At 61.8% G+C, this 14700-nt stretch carries 17 protein-coding genes; 12 read left to right on the top strand and 5 right to left on the bottom strand.

Annotation, left to right across the window (positions count from 1 at the left end; genetic code table 11):
* Position 1: 1 nt before the first annotated feature.
* The 3 genes from ABSE61_RS00180 to ABSE61_RS00190 all read left to right on the top strand — a co-directional run bounded on the left by ABSE61_RS00180 (position 2) and on the right by ABSE61_RS00190 (position 1369).
* Entirely contained in the window at positions 2 to 562 is a 561-nt protein-coding gene (locus ABSE61_RS00180) for an amino acid synthesis family protein (protein WP_423869028.1), read from the top strand.
* Between the two features lie 15 nt (positions 563 to 577).
* On the top strand, positions 578 to 1042 hold the full coding sequence (locus ABSE61_RS00185) for a RidA family protein (protein WP_423869029.1): 465 nt from the start codon (positions 578 to 580) through the stop codon (positions 1040 to 1042).
* Positions 1043 to 1168: 126 nt separating this feature from the next.
* A complete protein-coding gene (locus ABSE61_RS00190) occupies positions 1169 to 1369 on the top strand; it encodes a hypothetical protein (protein ID WP_423869030.1) in 201 nt (66 codons plus the stop codon).
* Positions 1370 to 1403: 34 nt separating this feature from the next.
* Here the strand turns inward: ABSE61_RS00190 and ABSE61_RS00195 are convergent, their stop codons facing one another.
* Both ABSE61_RS00195 and ABSE61_RS00200 read right to left on the bottom strand, forming a co-directional pair.
* Positions 1404 to 1598, bottom strand: coding sequence for a hypothetical protein (locus ABSE61_RS00195; protein WP_423869031.1), 195 nt, complete (start codon positions 1596 to 1598; stop codon positions 1404 to 1406).
* Positions 1599 to 1728: 130 nt separating this feature from the next.
* Entirely contained in the window at positions 1729 to 2013 is a 285-nt protein-coding gene (locus ABSE61_RS00200) for a hypothetical protein (RefSeq protein WP_423869032.1), read from the bottom strand.
* 258 nt (positions 2014 to 2271) lie between these two features.
* Here ABSE61_RS00200 and ABSE61_RS00205 point away from each other — a divergent pair, with 258 nt between their 5' ends.
* The gene (locus ABSE61_RS00205) at positions 2272 to 2457 is read left to right on the top strand and encodes a hypothetical protein (protein ID WP_423869033.1); all 186 of its coding nucleotides are present in this window, start codon (positions 2272 to 2274) and stop codon (positions 2455 to 2457) included.
* A 79-nt stretch (positions 2458 to 2536) separates the two neighbouring features.
* Here the strand turns inward: ABSE61_RS00205 and ABSE61_RS00210 are convergent, their stop codons facing one another.
* Positions 2537 to 2878, bottom strand: a complete 342-nt coding sequence (locus ABSE61_RS00210; protein WP_423869034.1) for a non-heme iron oxygenase ferredoxin subunit — start codon at positions 2876 to 2878, stop codon at positions 2537 to 2539.
* A gap of 126 nt (positions 2879 to 3004) precedes the next feature.
* A complete protein-coding gene (locus ABSE61_RS00215; RefSeq protein ID WP_423869035.1) occupies positions 3005 to 4189 on the bottom strand; it encodes an NAD(P)/FAD-dependent oxidoreductase in 1185 nt (394 codons plus the stop codon).
* Between the two features lie 203 nt (positions 4190 to 4392).
* Between ABSE61_RS00215 and ABSE61_RS00220 the strand changes: the two genes are divergently transcribed.
* The 7 genes from ABSE61_RS00220 to ABSE61_RS00250 all read left to right on the top strand — a co-directional run bounded on the left by ABSE61_RS00220 (position 4393) and on the right by ABSE61_RS00250 (position 12584).
* A complete protein-coding gene (locus ABSE61_RS00220; protein ID WP_423869036.1) occupies positions 4393 to 5808 on the top strand; it encodes an aminotransferase-like domain-containing protein in 1416 nt (471 codons plus the stop codon).
* Positions 5809 to 5975: 167 nt separating this feature from the next.
* Positions 5976 to 7316, top strand: coding sequence for an MFS transporter (locus ABSE61_RS00225; protein WP_423869037.1), 1341 nt, complete (start codon positions 5976 to 5978; stop codon positions 7314 to 7316).
* A gap of 115 nt (positions 7317 to 7431) precedes the next feature.
* Positions 7432 to 8544 carry an amidohydrolase family protein gene (locus tag ABSE61_RS00230; protein ID WP_423869038.1) on the top strand — a complete coding sequence of 371 codons (1113 nt, stop codon included), beginning with the start codon at positions 7432 to 7434 and terminating at the stop codon, positions 8542 to 8544.
* A complete protein-coding gene (locus ABSE61_RS00235) occupies positions 8528 to 9955 on the top strand; it encodes an MFS transporter (RefSeq protein ID WP_423869039.1) in 1428 nt (475 codons plus the stop codon). The genes ABSE61_RS00230 and ABSE61_RS00235 overlap by 17 nt, the downstream gene beginning before the upstream one ends.
* Before the next feature lie 51 nt (positions 9956 to 10006).
* Positions 10007 to 11071: an amidohydrolase family protein gene (locus tag ABSE61_RS00240; RefSeq protein WP_423869040.1), complete on the top strand. Its 1065-nt coding sequence runs from the start codon at positions 10007 to 10009 to the stop codon at positions 11069 to 11071.
* Complete coding sequence (locus tag ABSE61_RS00245; protein WP_423869041.1) at positions 11068 to 12174, top strand: amidohydrolase family protein; 1107 nt, start codon at positions 11068 to 11070, stop codon at positions 12172 to 12174. Before ABSE61_RS00240 ends, ABSE61_RS00245 begins: the two co-directional genes overlap by 4 nt.
* On the top strand, positions 12171 to 12584 hold the full coding sequence (locus tag ABSE61_RS00250; RefSeq protein WP_423869042.1) for a Rieske (2Fe-2S) protein: 414 nt from the start codon (positions 12171 to 12173) through the stop codon (positions 12582 to 12584). The genes ABSE61_RS00245 and ABSE61_RS00250 overlap by 4 nt, the downstream gene beginning before the upstream one ends.
* Positions 12585 to 12648: 64 nt before the next feature.
* On the opposite strand, the gene ABSE61_RS00255 is transcribed toward ABSE61_RS00250, so the two are convergent.
* On the bottom strand, positions 12649 to 13308 hold the full coding sequence (locus ABSE61_RS00255; protein WP_423869043.1) for a TetR/AcrR family transcriptional regulator: 660 nt from the start codon (positions 13306 to 13308) through the stop codon (positions 12649 to 12651).
* A 144-nt stretch (positions 13309 to 13452) separates the two neighbouring features.
* On the opposite strand from ABSE61_RS00255, the gene ABSE61_RS00260 reads away from it, so the two are divergent.
* Positions 13453 to 14694, top strand: a complete 1242-nt coding sequence (locus ABSE61_RS00260; protein ID WP_423869044.1) for an ABC transporter substrate-binding protein — start codon at positions 13453 to 13455, stop codon at positions 14692 to 14694.
* The last annotated feature ends 6 nt before the right edge of the window (positions 14695 to 14700 follow it).

Here is a 14700-nt window from a genome sequence, read left to right on the forward strand (position 1 = left end):
CATGGACATCAGGCGTATCTGGCTTTGCAAGGACGTCGTGTTCGCCGAAGGCGGCTTGCCCGCGCTCAAGCCGGTGACGCGGGTCGCGGCCTGCGCGGTTATCGCGAACCCGGCGGCCGGTCAGGCGCTGGACGATCTTTCCGAGCTCGTCGGTTTCGGGACCGATCTCGGCGCGCGGCTGGTCAAGGAGGCGCAGGCGTTATTGCCGGGGCCGGCTATTTCCTACGGCAAAGCCGCGATCGTGGGGGCGTCGGGCGATATGGAGCATGCAGCCGCGATCCTGCATCCGCGGATGGGCAAGCCGATGCGCGACGCCATCGGAGGCGGGCAGGCGATCATTCCGTCGAACGTGAAGATCGGTGGCGTCGGCTCAGTGATCGATATTCCCTTAGGGCATAAGGACGACGTCTGGGCGTTCGATCAAATTGACACGCTCAGCGTCATGGTTCCCAATGCGCCCCGGCCCGATGAGATCGTGGTGATCGTAGCCCTTGCCGATGGCGGCCGCCCGCGTCCGCGCGTTGCGAAGTCGGGCGCTGTGCCGCCGACATCTGTTGTTTAAAGTTTTGGAGTTATCATGACCCGGAAACCCGCTTTTCAGGCTTCGCCCAGCAACCCGAATATCCAGGAAATCCAGACCGAGCCGGAACGGCGGGTGGACATGCCCTATGCGCCGGCGATGCGGGTCGAAAGCCCCTGCGGACTGTTGTTCATCTCGGGCGCCACACCGTCGCCGCTCTATCACAAGCATCCGCACGTCATCTCCGAACACGATCATCCGAACCGGATCGAAGATCAGACCCGGCGCGCGATGGAGACGATCAAGACGATTCTGGAGCATCAGGGGCTGACCTGGACCGATGTGGTCAAGGTGACGAAATACCTGACCGACATTCGCGACCAGGACGGAATGGTCGCCGTGCTCAAGGAGTATTTCGGGTCGTGGACACCCGCGAGCACGACAATCTGCATTAACCAGCTGTCGACGCCCGGCGCCCGCATCGAACTCGACATGATCGCGGCCTTTCCGCCGGGAAAATGAGGGTCCTGGGCCGCCCCCGGCGGCCGGCCCCTGCCACCGGTCTGGGGCCGCTGAGGCCGAAATTGCGGATTTTTTCCAACCTTCGCAATTCGTTTCGGTGTACAAGGCTCCAAAAAGGAACCCAGAATGTCACATGCCTACCAACTAAACGACGAAGTCCTTCATCGCGGTCAAGGGCCGCAGGGGCGGGTGCATGTCGATGTGCCGAAGATTTACACCGTCGTTCAGTGTATGCCGGTCGAGGCGGATGGCCGTCTGAGGTACCGCATCAAGTGCGACAAGGTCGAGCGCGTCGTGACGGAAGATGAGCTTTCGTACTGTCAGTGAGGCGCGGGACCGGGCGGACGCTGATCCTCAATATTCAATATAGCGTCTGTTGAATGACCTTCGGCTCGCCTTTCGCCGTGGACTCTTGGCTGCCGTTCCGGATCCTCGACATCGCAAATCCGGCCAACCCTCGCAACGACAGCACCAGAACCACCTCGTGGTGCCGGAGACCCTTGCCACCCTTGACCAATCCGAGGTCCCGGATCAGGCAGTGTTGCCCGCTGCTCATTCGAGCCAGTCTGATATTTGCAAAACGCGACATTGCGCGCAGCATGCATTGTAGAGCGAGCGCGTCAATTCTTGACAGGCCGAGCTGCTTCCGCTGGTCGAATATTGATTCGGCAGCACCGATCGCACGACTATCGGCGGCGGCCGCCTCCCGCTGCTCCTCCGGTATTTGGCATCAATGTCGATCCGCTCGGCGAAGTGTTGATGAAGGTGTTGCCCGAGGGGTTCGCGGCGCTGTCAGCCGCGGCGGCCACGCTGCCGGCTCCGTTGCTTGGGTTTCCCACGCCCGTCGTCGTGCCGGCTGTGGCTCCGGGAATCGGAGACGCTTGAGGTCCAATTCCAACCGCGTTCGATGCAGGCAGCATGGTCGCCAGCATCAAGCCGGCTACTGTCGCTGTGATAAAAGCTTTTGGCATGTGTGACCTCCGTATCTAGCGACAAGATAAGCTTTTCGTCAGCCGAACGTTCGAGGAATACGCCGATTTGATTGGCCGTTGCTCGATCGATGATCTGCGCGTAGCGCGATGACGATGTTCACGGGCGCGTGTTGAATTATAGCGATCTCGCTCGTCGAAATATCCGGCAATATCCAGCAGGGGGACATGAAGGAATAGTAAGTTGGCGCACGCCACTTCCCGATTACACTGCTTCCATCCGGGCATCGAGGATTGGCCATGGACGCAAAGAAACGATTCGAGGCATTCGAGATGATGTGCCGAGAGCGTGCTTGCGTTGCCGGGGAAGATGAAAAATATTGGCTGGACGAGGCGGACGAATGGGCTCGGTTCGCGCGGTCTGCCGATCCTATGATTCAAAGCCCGCCGCTACAGCTTGACCTACTCAAACGCGACTATCGTTAGTCGTCGAATGGATCTGGATTTGCGAAACGCCTGATGCGGAAAACCGGAGATTCGCCGCCGTGGTGATTTGCCGGACGCTTCAGCTGCCGGCATCGGGCACGAGCACTTCGATCCGCCCTTCGACCACGCGCACTTGATAGGTGCGCAGATCGGCTTCGGCCGGCGAGCAGACGGCCTTTCCGGTGCAGACGTCGAACTGGCCGCCATGCAGCGGACACTCGATGATGTTGTTGTCGAGCCAGCCGTCGGTCAGCAAAGCGTAGGCGTGCGTGCAGACGTTGTCGGTCGCAAAGATCGTCCCGTCGATATTGTAAAGTGCAATATTTATATCGCCGACCTCATGGGAGCTCATCTTGCCTGCGGGAACATCGTCGAGCGTGGCGAGAGCGCGCCATTGCGAACCGTCCGTATTTGCAGCCATCACGCCAGCTCCACGATCTCTTGTCTCGAGCCTGTTCGGTTCTGATGAGATCAGAACCGGGCTCTGCTCTTTTGTTTTAACGCGTTTTCTTCCCGCGAACCGGCGCCCACTTCGCTTGAAAACGCTCTACGCAACCTTGTTGGATTGCATGAATGTCGAACCGGCTCTCTGCTTGATCGCGCGCCGCAGCGCGGACGCGTCCCGTCCGCGGTTGATCGCGACGCCTCCGAAGACGGACCCATCCTCGCCAAGCGACACAAACGTCCATGCGCCCGATGCCGGGTCGCCGAGAATCTCATGTGCGACACCCAGATCCGGAAACCCGATCGACTGAATGTTTATATCGAACTGGTCGGACCAGAGCGAGGGGATTTCGTCAAAGGTGACATCCGCGCCGGTCATGACCTGTGCCGCGATCGCGCCTTGCTCGGCGGATGATTTCCAGGATTCGACGCGCCGCGATGGGCCGTGCATGACAGGATGACACGTGACTTCGCCCGCAGCGAAAATCAGGGGATCGGAGGTCCGGCACTGCGCATCGACGACGAGCCCGTTATCGGTCATGAGCTCCGCGTTGGCCGCGAGTTCGATATTCGGTTCGGCGCCGATGCCCGCGATGACGACATCGGCGGCGATGACCCCTCCCGCGATCCTGACCAGGATTTCAGTCTGGTCGCAACGCAAAGCCTGCACGTCTGTCGAGGTCAGGATGTCGATGCCTTGGTCGCGATGCTGGCGTTCGATCCACCCGCTCACCTCCGCGGGCATCCCGCGTGCGAGCAGGCGCGGCTGGGTCTCGAGAACCGTGACGCGGCAATTCTTGCGCGCGGCGGCGGCCGCGACTTCAAGGCCGATGAAGCCGCCGCCGATTACGACGATGCGCCTGTTCGCTTTAAGCTGCGGCGCCAGCGCAACCGCATCCTGCAATGTTCGCAAGTAGTGGACGGGCGCATCGCTGGCGCATTCCGTGGACAGCCGGCGCGGACGGGAGCCGGTCGCGAGCAACAGCCGGTCGTAACCGAACTCGGCGCCGTCAGCGGTGACGACGGTCTGCCGCTGCCGGTCCATCGCAGTTACGCGCGTTCCCGCACGATAGCGGATGTTGTTCGCATAATTCGTCGCGCCGGAGAGAACGATCTGCTCGGCGGTCTTGCTGCCGTGAAGCAATTCCTTGGAGAGCGGCGGGCGGTCGTAAGGCAAGCAGGGTTCTTCCGACAACAGATCGATGGTCGAGGTTGGCGCGCGGCGCGCGAGTTCGAGCGCGGCCCGATGTCCGGCGACGCCTCCACCGACCACCACGAAGCGCTGCATCTCTCGTTCCTCTCCCCTGCGCTTGCCGATCGATCGGGTCTCGAAACACCAGACATTGAAACCGCAAGCTGCGCGGAGCCTCGTGCGCCGCTTGCTGCAGACCCTTGCTTGCCATTGTGGTTTCTGTCCTGATAGAGACAGTCTATCGCGAAGGTAGTCAGTACACATTGGCCGGCACAGGCATGCGGCGATACGAACAGATCGTGTCCTATATTCGCCGCCGGATCGAGGCGGGAACGCTGAAGCCTGGCGAGCGGCTGCCGTCGGTCCGCACCTTGAGCGAAACCACCAGCTTCAGCATGGTCACCGTGCATCATGGCTACGCGCTGCTGGAGAGTGAGGGCATCATCGAAGCGCGCCCCCGCGCCGGTTTCTTCGTCGCGGCCCGCGCGCCCCAGGCGCGAAATTTTGCCGATACGCCGTCGTCGAGGCCGGGTCTTTCGGACGCGCCGATCTTGATCGACAGCCTGAATTTCAAGGTGATGTCGGCCTGGCACAGCCGGGACGTCGAAGCCTTTGGCGCCGTGTACCCGAGCGGCGATATCTTTCCACGGCGGCGGATCAATCAGACGCTGCGACAGGTGCTGCTGCGCGATCCGGAGCGCGCCTCGGAAACCGACGCGCCGGAAGGCGATCCGCTGCTGCGGGAGATTATCGCCAAGCGCATGGCCCAGCGCGGCGTGATCGTGCGGCAAAGCGACGCGCTGGTCACCGGCGGCGGACTGCAAGGCCTCGACATCTGCGTCGGCGCGCTCACCCGGCCGGGCGATACGGTTCTGGTCGAGACGCCGACGTTCTTTCCCATTCTCGATGCTTTGCGGCGCCGCCATCTGCTGGCCCTGGAAATCTACTCCCATCCCAAGAACGGCATCGATCCCGATCAGTTCGCGCACCTGCTGGCCAAGAACCAGGTCGCGGCCTGTCTGTTGATGCCGGTCAATCATTATCCGACCGGCGTCACCTATAGCGAAGACACCATGCGCCGGGTGGTGCAGATCGCGAGCCAGCGCCAGATCCCGATCATCGAAAACGACATGTTCGGCAATCTCTCTTACGCCAGCGAATTCACGCCGAGCCTGAAGACCTTCGACACCGACGGCTATGTCATCCAGTTCTCCAGTTTTCCGGGGCTGGCGCCTTCCGGTTACGGCATCAGCTGGATCATCGGCGAGCGCTATCACAGCGCGCTGCTGGAGCAGAAGTTCTTCACCAACCTTTTCGGCGGCGACGGGCCGTTGCAGCGCGCCGCGGCCGAATTCATCTCGAAGGGCTATTACGAGCGTCCGCTGCGCAACATCCGCGAGACTTTGAGCAAACGGATGCAGCAGGGCTTGCGCCTGGTGACGGAACTGTTTCCGAAGGATTGCGCGATCTCCAGTCCTTCCGGCGGGTTCGTGTGCTGGGTGAGGGGGCCGCACAGCTTCGATGCGGTTGCAGCCTCGCGCCTGGCATTGCTCGACAATATCAGCCTGGCACCGGGACCGATGTTCTCGCCCGCGGCCTCGTTCAAGAACTTTATCGCGCTCAATTTTTCGTTCGACTGGACGGCTGAGCGTATCGGAAAGCTCGAAAAAATCGCCTCCTTGATCCGCTCGCCGGTGGCGGCATTGACCGCCTAGGCCTTTGCGGGCGCGCATGGCCGCTCTGTACTGATTGCGTTTGCGCCTTCTTGCCGCTGTTAGAACAAACCGGCAAACCATCCTAATATGCCTCAGGGATCAAAAAGACAGCGGAACGGCCGGGGCGATAGTCCTGGATCTGCCGCGCAAGACGGTCCGGAGGAAACATGGCGGGTGCAGAGCTGCCGGGTTCGAAGCCGTCGGCACGGTTGCGGGCGATCCAGTGGACCGCGGTCGCCCTCGTCACGGTCGTGATCGCGCTCAATTACATCGACCGGTCGACGCTCTCCGTCGGCAACCTTCTCATTCGCAAGGAATTCGGCATCAGCGCCACCGCGATCGGCGCGTTGCAGTCCGGCTGGTCGCTCGCTTATGCGTTTGCGCAAATTCCGGTTGGTTTCATGCTGGACCGGCTGGGTCCGCGCTATCTCGTCGGCGGCGCGCTAATCCTGTGGTCGATCGCGCAAGGCGCGGGCGGCTTTGCGTTCGGCTATACGCAACTTCTTTGGACGCGCATTGCGCTCGGCATCACGGAATCGCCGGCCTATCCCGCCGGCGTCCGCGTCACCAGCGACTGGTTTCGGGTGCGCGACCGCGGCATGCCGACCGGCCTTTACAACGCCGGCGGCAATATTGGCCCGGCGATCGCGCCGCCGTTATTGACCGCGCTGATGCTCGCCTTTGGCTGGCGGACGATGTTCGTGACCATGGGCGTGGTCGGCCTGCTCGGCGCGGTGGTGTGGTTCATGCTTTATCGCAATCCGCACAGCACTGTCCTCGAACCGGACGACAACGCTTACCTCGCGGAAAATCGCGCCGCGGTGACGCCGGTGCGCGGCGAGCAATGGGCGAAGCTGTTCACATTCCGCACCAGCTGGGCCATGATCGTGCTGGCATTCTGTGGCGGCTATTCGATCTGGATGTATCAGACCTGGATCCCCGCTTATCTCGAAATGCAGCAGCATGTCAGCATCGCGAAAACCGGCATCCTCGCCTCGATCCCTTTGATCGCCGGCGTTGCCGGTTGTCTCCTTGGCGGCTGGTTCTCCGACAAGTTGGTGCGCCTCGGTGTCAATCTGATGGATAGCCGCAAGCTGCCTTGTGTCGGTGGCCTGCTGATCTGCGGCCTGTTTACCGGACTGACGACGACCGCCTCCAACGCGACCGAAGCGGTGTTGTTGATGTCGCTGGCGCAGTTTTTTCTCAGCGCCGGCATTGCCGGGAAATGGGCGTTGACCACGGTCACCGCGCCGCAATCCTATTGCACCTCAATCGCCGGCCTGATGAATTTCGGTGGCTATCTCGGCGGAACCGTCTCGCCTGTCGTGACCGGCTATGTTGTCGACGTCACGGGTTCGTTTGTCATCGCCTTTGCGATCGGCGCGGGCATGTCCCTGATCGGCGCCATGGCGCTGTATTTCATGCTCAAAGCCCCCATTACCGCGGCGGATCTGGCGCCCGAGGCCGCGCTCCCTGCGGGAGCGGAACCGGCGAAAGCGCTGTACTGATCGCGTTTCATGGTGACTGTTCCTTGCAGAACAGCCACACTCCAATACTAGGTCTGGTAACGTGCCGATAAGTCGCGGACCAGGCTGCGGGACCAAACCGCAAAGGGAGGAGCCGATGAACCTGCAAGTGCCGAATCCGGCCGCCGGCGCCGCCTCCGCCAGCCGACTGGCCATCGCCGATTGCGACATCCACCACAGCCCGCGCGATTTCAAGCTGCTTTACCCGTATCTGGAAAAGCGCTGGCGCGATCATATCGACCTGTTCGGCAATCACAGCCGGCAGGGCAACAGCAGGGGGCCGCAATATCCAAAGGGCCAGCCCGACGCCTCGCGGCGCGACGCGTGGCCCCCGGGCGGTGGCCGCCCGGGCAGCAATCTCGATTTCATGCGCAGCCACCATCTCGACGCGAACGGCATCCAGCTTGGCGTGCTGACGATGATCCGCCCGCATCCGGGCGGCATGCCGAATCTCGATCTCAGTGCAGCGTTGTGCCGCGCCATCAACGACTGGCAGGTCGCCGAGTGGACGACGCCGGAGCCGCGGCTGAAGGCATCGATCGTGGTGCCTTACGAAGACGCCGACGCCTCGGTTGCCGAGATCGAACGCTGGGCTGGCTCGCCGCATATGGTTCAGGTGCTGCTGCTCTCGCGCACCGTGGAGCCGCTCGGCAATCGCCGCTACTGGCCGATCTATGAAGCAGCAGCAGCGGCGGGATTTCCGGTCGGCATCCACGCCTTCGGCAATGGCGGCAACCCGACCAGCAGCACGGGCTGGGCCACCTATTACATCGAAGACATGGTCGGCCACTCGCAGTCATGCCAGGCGCTGATCAGCAGCATGGTGCTGGAGGGCGTATTCGAGCGCATTCCGAAATTGCGGGTGGTGCTGATCGAGGCCGGCTTTGCCTGGATGCCGTCGCTCGCCTGGCGGCTCGATAAGATCCGCTCTTCGCTGCACAGTGAAACCCCGCACCTCAAGCGTCTGCCGAGCGAATATCTGCGCGATCACGTCTGGATGACAACGCAACCGATGGAAGAGCCCAATCCATCTGTTCATCTGCGCGACACGATCGACTGGATCGGGCTCGATCGCCTGTTGTTTGCAACCGACTATCCGCATTGGGACTACGACGATCCCTTGACCGCGATGCCGCTGAAGCTGGCAAAGGAAGAGCAGGCCGCCTTCCTGTTCGGCAATGCGCACCGGCTGTATGCGCCGCAGGCGTGAGGCGCGCGGATCGACAGAAGACGAGAAGATCAAGAACAGCGGCGAACGAACCGCGGCGAGAGACGACAAGGGAGTTTCTGAGGTGAACGGGAGGTTCCGATCGGCTGCGGATCGCGAGGCGGTCGGTTATCGCAGGCGCTGGGCGCGCATCCTGCCGAACGTGTTCATCGTCTACACGATCTCCTATCTCGATCGCGTCAACGTCGGCACCGCGCTTCCCGCCATCTCGCAGGATCTTCATCTGTCACCGACCGAGGCCGGCTTCATCGGCGGCGTGTTCTTCTGGGGTTATCTCGTGAGTTTCCTCGCGGGCGGCTGGCTCGCCAACCGCTTTGGCGCCAAGCGAGTCACGTTGTTTTGCCTTGTCGCCTGGGGCTTCTTTGCCATCGCCGGCGGCTTCACGACGAATTTCTACGAGCTGGTCGCAACCCGAGTTCTGCTCGGCCTGTCCGAGGGTCCGATCTGGTCATCGGTGTCGGCACTTCTTTCGCAATGGTTCCTGAAGAGCGAGCGGGGCCGCGCGTTCGGCATCTGGAACATCAGCATTCCGATCGGCGCGCTGCTGGCCGGTCCGCTTTCGGGTCTGGTGCTGACCTATTCGAACTGGCACGTCATGTTGATGCTCGAAGGCTTGCCGGCCTGGATCTGGGCGCTGGTGTGGTGGCGCACGATTCCGGATTCGCCACAGTCTGCAACGTGGCTGACGACGGAAGAGCGCCATGTGCTGTTGGGCGGGCTCGCGGCGGAGCAGGCAGAATTCGATGCGACGGTGGGCGCCATCGACTGGTGGGGAATGATCGTTCATCCCGGCGTGTGGCTGCTGCTGGTCGCCAAAACCTTCAACAACATAGTCGAGTACGGCTTCACGCTGTGGCTGCCGACCGCGATCAAGGACGCCAGCGCATTGCCGATCGGGCTGGTCGGTCTCCTGAGCGCGCTACCGTATCTGGCGAGCGCCATCGGCATCGCGGCCGTGGGCCTTAGTTCAGATCGAATGCATGAACGGCGCTTGCATGGCGCCATTCCGCTGATGGCGCTGGCGGTGCTGCTTTATGTCAGCGCGCATTTGGGATCGCAATCCTTCTGGGTCTTGATGCTGTTTTTCACGCTGAGCGGCTTCTTCCTGTTCATGACGCTGCCGCTGATCACGGTGATGTATACGGCGATCCTGCCGCGCACGCAGGCGATCGCGGCCATCGCCTTCAGCGGCGGGATCGCCAATCTCTTCGGTGGATTTTTCGGGCCGATGCTGGTCGGCTGGATGAAGGCGAGGACCGGTGACTTTTCACTGGCCTTTTCGGTCCTGGCGCTGTTCGGCCTGATCGGCGGCGCGCTGATCCTGGCCGTGCGCTTGCCGGCAAGGACCGACGAAATTGCGGCCGACGGCGTCCATGCGGTGGCCGGTGAATAGAACGCAGGATTTGAACGTAAGTCTGAAAGCGATGACAAGGAACAGACCGAAATGATCGAAGCAGGCGCAATCGATTGCGATGTTCACCCCTCGGTGCCGAGCCTCGAGGCGCTGGTGCCCTATATGAGCGAGCACTGGCAGGACATGGTGAAGACACGCGGCCTCGATGAGCTGGTGTCGATCAGCTATCCCGCGAACTCGCCGATCACGGCGCGCGCCGATTGGCGGCCTGCCAAGGGTAAGCCCGCTGGGACGCTGGAGCAGATGCGGACCGAATGTCTCGATCCGTTCAAGACGTCGATCGCGATCTGCAATTGCCTCTACGGCGCGCAGCTTCTATTCAGCGAAGACATGGGCTCGGCGTTTGCGAGCGCCGTGAATGACTGGATCGCGAAAGAATGGCTCGATCGCGAGCCTCGCCTGCGCGGCAGCATCGTGGTGCAGACACAGAACGTGGAAATGGCGGTCGACGAAATCGAGCGCTGTGCGAAAAATCCGCGCTTCGTGCAGGTGCTGTTGCTGGCAAGCGGCGATCATCCGCTCGGCAAGCGCTTTTACTGGCCGATCTATGCCGCCGCCGAACGCCACGGTCTTGCCATCGGCATTCACGCCGGCAGCAATTACCACAATCCGCCGACGGCGGTCGGATGGCCGAGCTATTACACCGAGGACTATGCGGCGCAGGCGCAGGCGTTTCAGACCCAACTGACGAGCCTGATCTGTGAAGGCGTGTTTTCGAGCTATCCGAAATTGAAAGTCGTGCTGCTCGAATCCGGCTGGACCTGGCTGCCGGCGCATCTGTGGCGGCTGTCGAAATACTGGCACGGCCTGCGAATGGAGATTCCCTGGGTCGATCGTTCGCCGATGGAAATCGTCAAGACCAATGTCCGTCTGTCGTTGCAACCGACCGACGCGCCGCCCGATGCGGCCAGCCTGGAAAGGATCATCGAGCACATGCAGTCGGACGAGATATTGCTGTTCTCGACCGACTATCCACATGGTCAGTTCGAGGGCATGGAAGTGCTTCCGCAAGGGTTGCCGAAATCCCTGGTCCGGAAGATGATGGTCGATAATCCGCGCGCGACCTATGCGCGACTTCTGGAGACTGTGACATGAACGTCAACGTCAAACCCGAAGCAGCCAAGCGGACGAGCCCCCGTCTCGCCATCGCCGACTGCGATATCCACCCCGTACGCAGTTCACCGAACGCGTTCGATCCGTGGCTGTCGGCGCGCTGGCGCGATCATCTCAAGACATTCGGTAGTCCGCGCCGGCTCGCGATGCAGGTGGGTCCCGCTTTTCCGAAAGGCCAGCCGGATGCGGCGCGGCGCGATGCGTTGCCGCCGGAAGGCGGCAGGGCCGGCAGCAGCTTCAGTTTCATGCAGGCTCAGCATCTCGATCCGAACAACGTTATCTTCGGCGTCCTCAATCCGCTCCAGAGCGGGCAGGGCGTCGCAAATCCCGAGCTTTGCGCGGCGCTTTGTGCTGCGACGAACGAGTGGCAGGTCGCGGAATGGACCTCGAAGGATAGCCGTCTCAAGGCTTCCGTCGTGGTGCCTTATGAGTCCGCGGATGTTTCCGCGGCCGAAATTCGCAAATGGGCCGGCCACAAGGATTTCGTTCAGGTGCTGGTGTTGTCGCGCACCGGCGAGCCCTTGGGCAACCGCCGTTACTGGCCGATCTATCAGGCCGCGGCCGAGGCCGGGCTTCCCGTGGCGGTCCATGCCTTCGGTTATGGCGGCGGCCCGATCACCAGCACCGGCTGGCCGAGCCATTACATCGAGGAAATGGCTGGTCACGCCCAAAGCTGCCAGGCGGGATTAGCGAGCATCGTGATCGAGGGCGTGTTCGAGCGGTTTCCGAAACTGAAGATCGTGATGGTCGAGGCGGGGTTTGCCTGGGCTCCCGCCTTTGCGTGGCGGCTCGACAAGACGTGGAAGGCGCTGCGCGCCGAGACGCCGCATCTCAAGCGGCCACCGAGCGAATATCTGAGGGAACACGTCTGGTGGACGACGCAGCCGATGGAGGAGCCGGAGCCGCGAAGCCACGTGCTCGATACGATCGGCTGGATGGGATGGGACCGGCTGTTGTTCGCGACCGACTACCCGCACTGGGATTTCGACGATCCGTCGCTGGCGATGCCGTTGCCGATCAGCGAAGAGCAGCGCCGGTTGTTTTTCCGCGAGAATGCATTGGCCGTGTACGGAGTGAAAGCATGAGCCGCCACGTCGTGGCCCCGACACGCGAGATTCCGCCGGGATCGCGCAAGCTCTTTACGATCAAAGGCCGTCCGATTGCGATCTTCAATCTCAACGGCGATTTTTACGGGATGTTCAATCGCTGTCCGCATCAGGGCGGAAGCCTGTGCGAGGGCGCGGTGACCGGTCTTGTGGAATCCACTTCCGCGGGCCATTACAGCTACAGCCGCCGGGGCGAGATCATTCGTTGTCCGTGGCACGGATGGGAATTCGATATTCGCACCGGCAAGTCGTACTGCTCTCCCGACAAGGTGAAAGCGCGGTCTTATCCGGTCGAGACGGCGCACGGCGCCGAACTCGTCGAAGGCCCTTACGTCGCGGAGACCGTGCCCGTGCATGTCGAGGAGGATTACATCGTCGTCGAGATGTGAGAGGGCCCAGGGACGCGTCAGGCCACGCTATTCGCCGGGCTCTGAATCGTGATCGCGGCGACGACTACACAGTGCCGCCTGGTTTATCCAAACCGAGCCCGCGCATCATGAATTCGACGAGCCAGTCGGTATATTGATCGTGGGTAAGGTCCTTCGGCAGCGACCAGCCGCGCAGCGCGATGAGCGTCGGCAGGAACGTCACGATATTGGTCAACAGGCCCCGCTTCGTCTTCGGAAGGTGATCCGGGCCGAGGGCGTCGACGATCAACTCCTCGAACCGTCTGATCCAGCCTTGGACGCGCGCCAGCAGGCTTCGCAGCGAGCGGCGGTCGAGATTATGGGTCTCGTGATAAACCAGCAGGATCGCGCTGCTCTGGTCGATCATCACCCGCGTCACCCCGCGCAGGGCTGCGCGTAGCCGCGCGGCCGGATCGCCGGCCGCCGCCACGGCTTCTTCCATGCTGGAAATGTATTCGGCAATCACGCGGTCGCAGACCAGGAACAGGATGTCTTCCTTCGAGCGCACGTAATTGTAGATCGTGCCCTGGGTGAGGCCGGCCACGCGGCCGATGTCGCGCACCGTCGCGGCATGAAAGCCTTTCTCCTGAAACACCGCGAGTGCGGCGCGAATCAGCTGCTCGCGCCGATCGCGAATGAGATCGGGGTCCTTGGTGTTGGTTCCGACCGAGCGGAGGGCGGTGGTGCGAAGGGTTGCTGCTTTCATGGCTTAGCCGTTCTCTTTGTTGGCTCTTTTTGCGGCCTTGATCGTGCCTTTTGCGCTTGAGGGGGAAGGAATGTCGCATTGACATTCAAGGTTGTCTGGACTTGACTGAGCGCTCAGTCAGAAGAAAATATAGGGGAGGTTCTGATGTTTGGGAAGGGGCTTCGTGGCGCGCTTTGGGCGGCCGTCGTGCTCGGCGGGTTCTTTGGCGTGTCCTTTGGCGCGTTCTCCACTCAGGCACGTGCCGACGAACCCGGCATGACGCCGGACAGCATCACGATCGGCGCCTTCGGTCCGATCACCGGTCCCGCCGCCTATATCGGTCTTGCCGGCCGTGACGGCGCCAACCTCGCGATCAAGGAAATCAATGCGGCCGGCGGCATCAACGGACGCAAGCTCTCGATGATCTTCGAGGATGACGGACATTCGCCGACCAAGGCGCTTGCGGCGGTGAAGAAGCTCATCGATCAGGATCATGTGTTCATGATCTTCTGCGTCGCCGGCAGTAACGGCACGTTGGGCGCGATCGATTTCGTGCGCGAGAACGGCCGCGTAATGTACGTGTCCTTTGCGTCGGCGCCCGGGGTCACCTGGCCGTTCGCGCGTAATCTGTTCCGCGGCGGCACCACCGAAGTGCCGCGCTACGGCGAGCTCTACGCCGAATATTTGCACGATTATCTGAAGGCGACGAAGATCGCGATTCTCAATGGCCGCGAGGAATATCCGAAGAACGAGGGCGACGCGCTCACCGCGCAACTGAAGAACTGGTACCAGACCGCTCCGGTCAAGCGCGCCGAATTCAATATCGGCGACAAGGATTTCACCCCGCAGCTCCTTGATATTCAGGGCGCCGATCCGCAAGTGATCGCAATCTTCGGCAATCCGGCGGAAGCTGCGATCGCCATGCGTCAGGCAAAGGAACTGGGAATCAACGCCTCGTTCTTTCTTGGCACCACCATGGTCGATCAGAGCCTTCTGAATGTCGCCAAACAGGCGGCGGAAGGCGCGAGCGGCTTTGCGCTGCTCCCGCTATTGCCGTCATCGTCGAATCCGGAAATGAAATCCTGGGTGGCGAAATGGAAGCAGGAATATCCCAACCTGCCGGCCGGGCGTCCAAACGTCTTTGACGTCCTCTCCTATTCCGACATGTACGCGGTGTCGGATGCGCTCAAGCGCGCCGGCAAGGATCTCACGACCGACAGGCTGATCGACACGCTCGAAGCCACGCATGATTACCGCGCCGGCGCGATCGCCTCGCCGCTCACCTTCACCAAGAAGCATCACATCGGCAATCTGCGCTTGCAGGCGATGCAGGTGAAGAATGGAGAATGGGAACCGGTCGCTTTCGAGGGCAAACGCGAGAGCGACATTCTCAAGCGCTACCAGTGAGGTAAT

The organism is Bradyrhizobium sp. (assembly GCF_049519115.1).
In the GTDB taxonomy this organism is placed as follows: domain Bacteria; phylum Pseudomonadota; class Alphaproteobacteria; order Rhizobiales; family Xanthobacteraceae; genus Bradyrhizobium.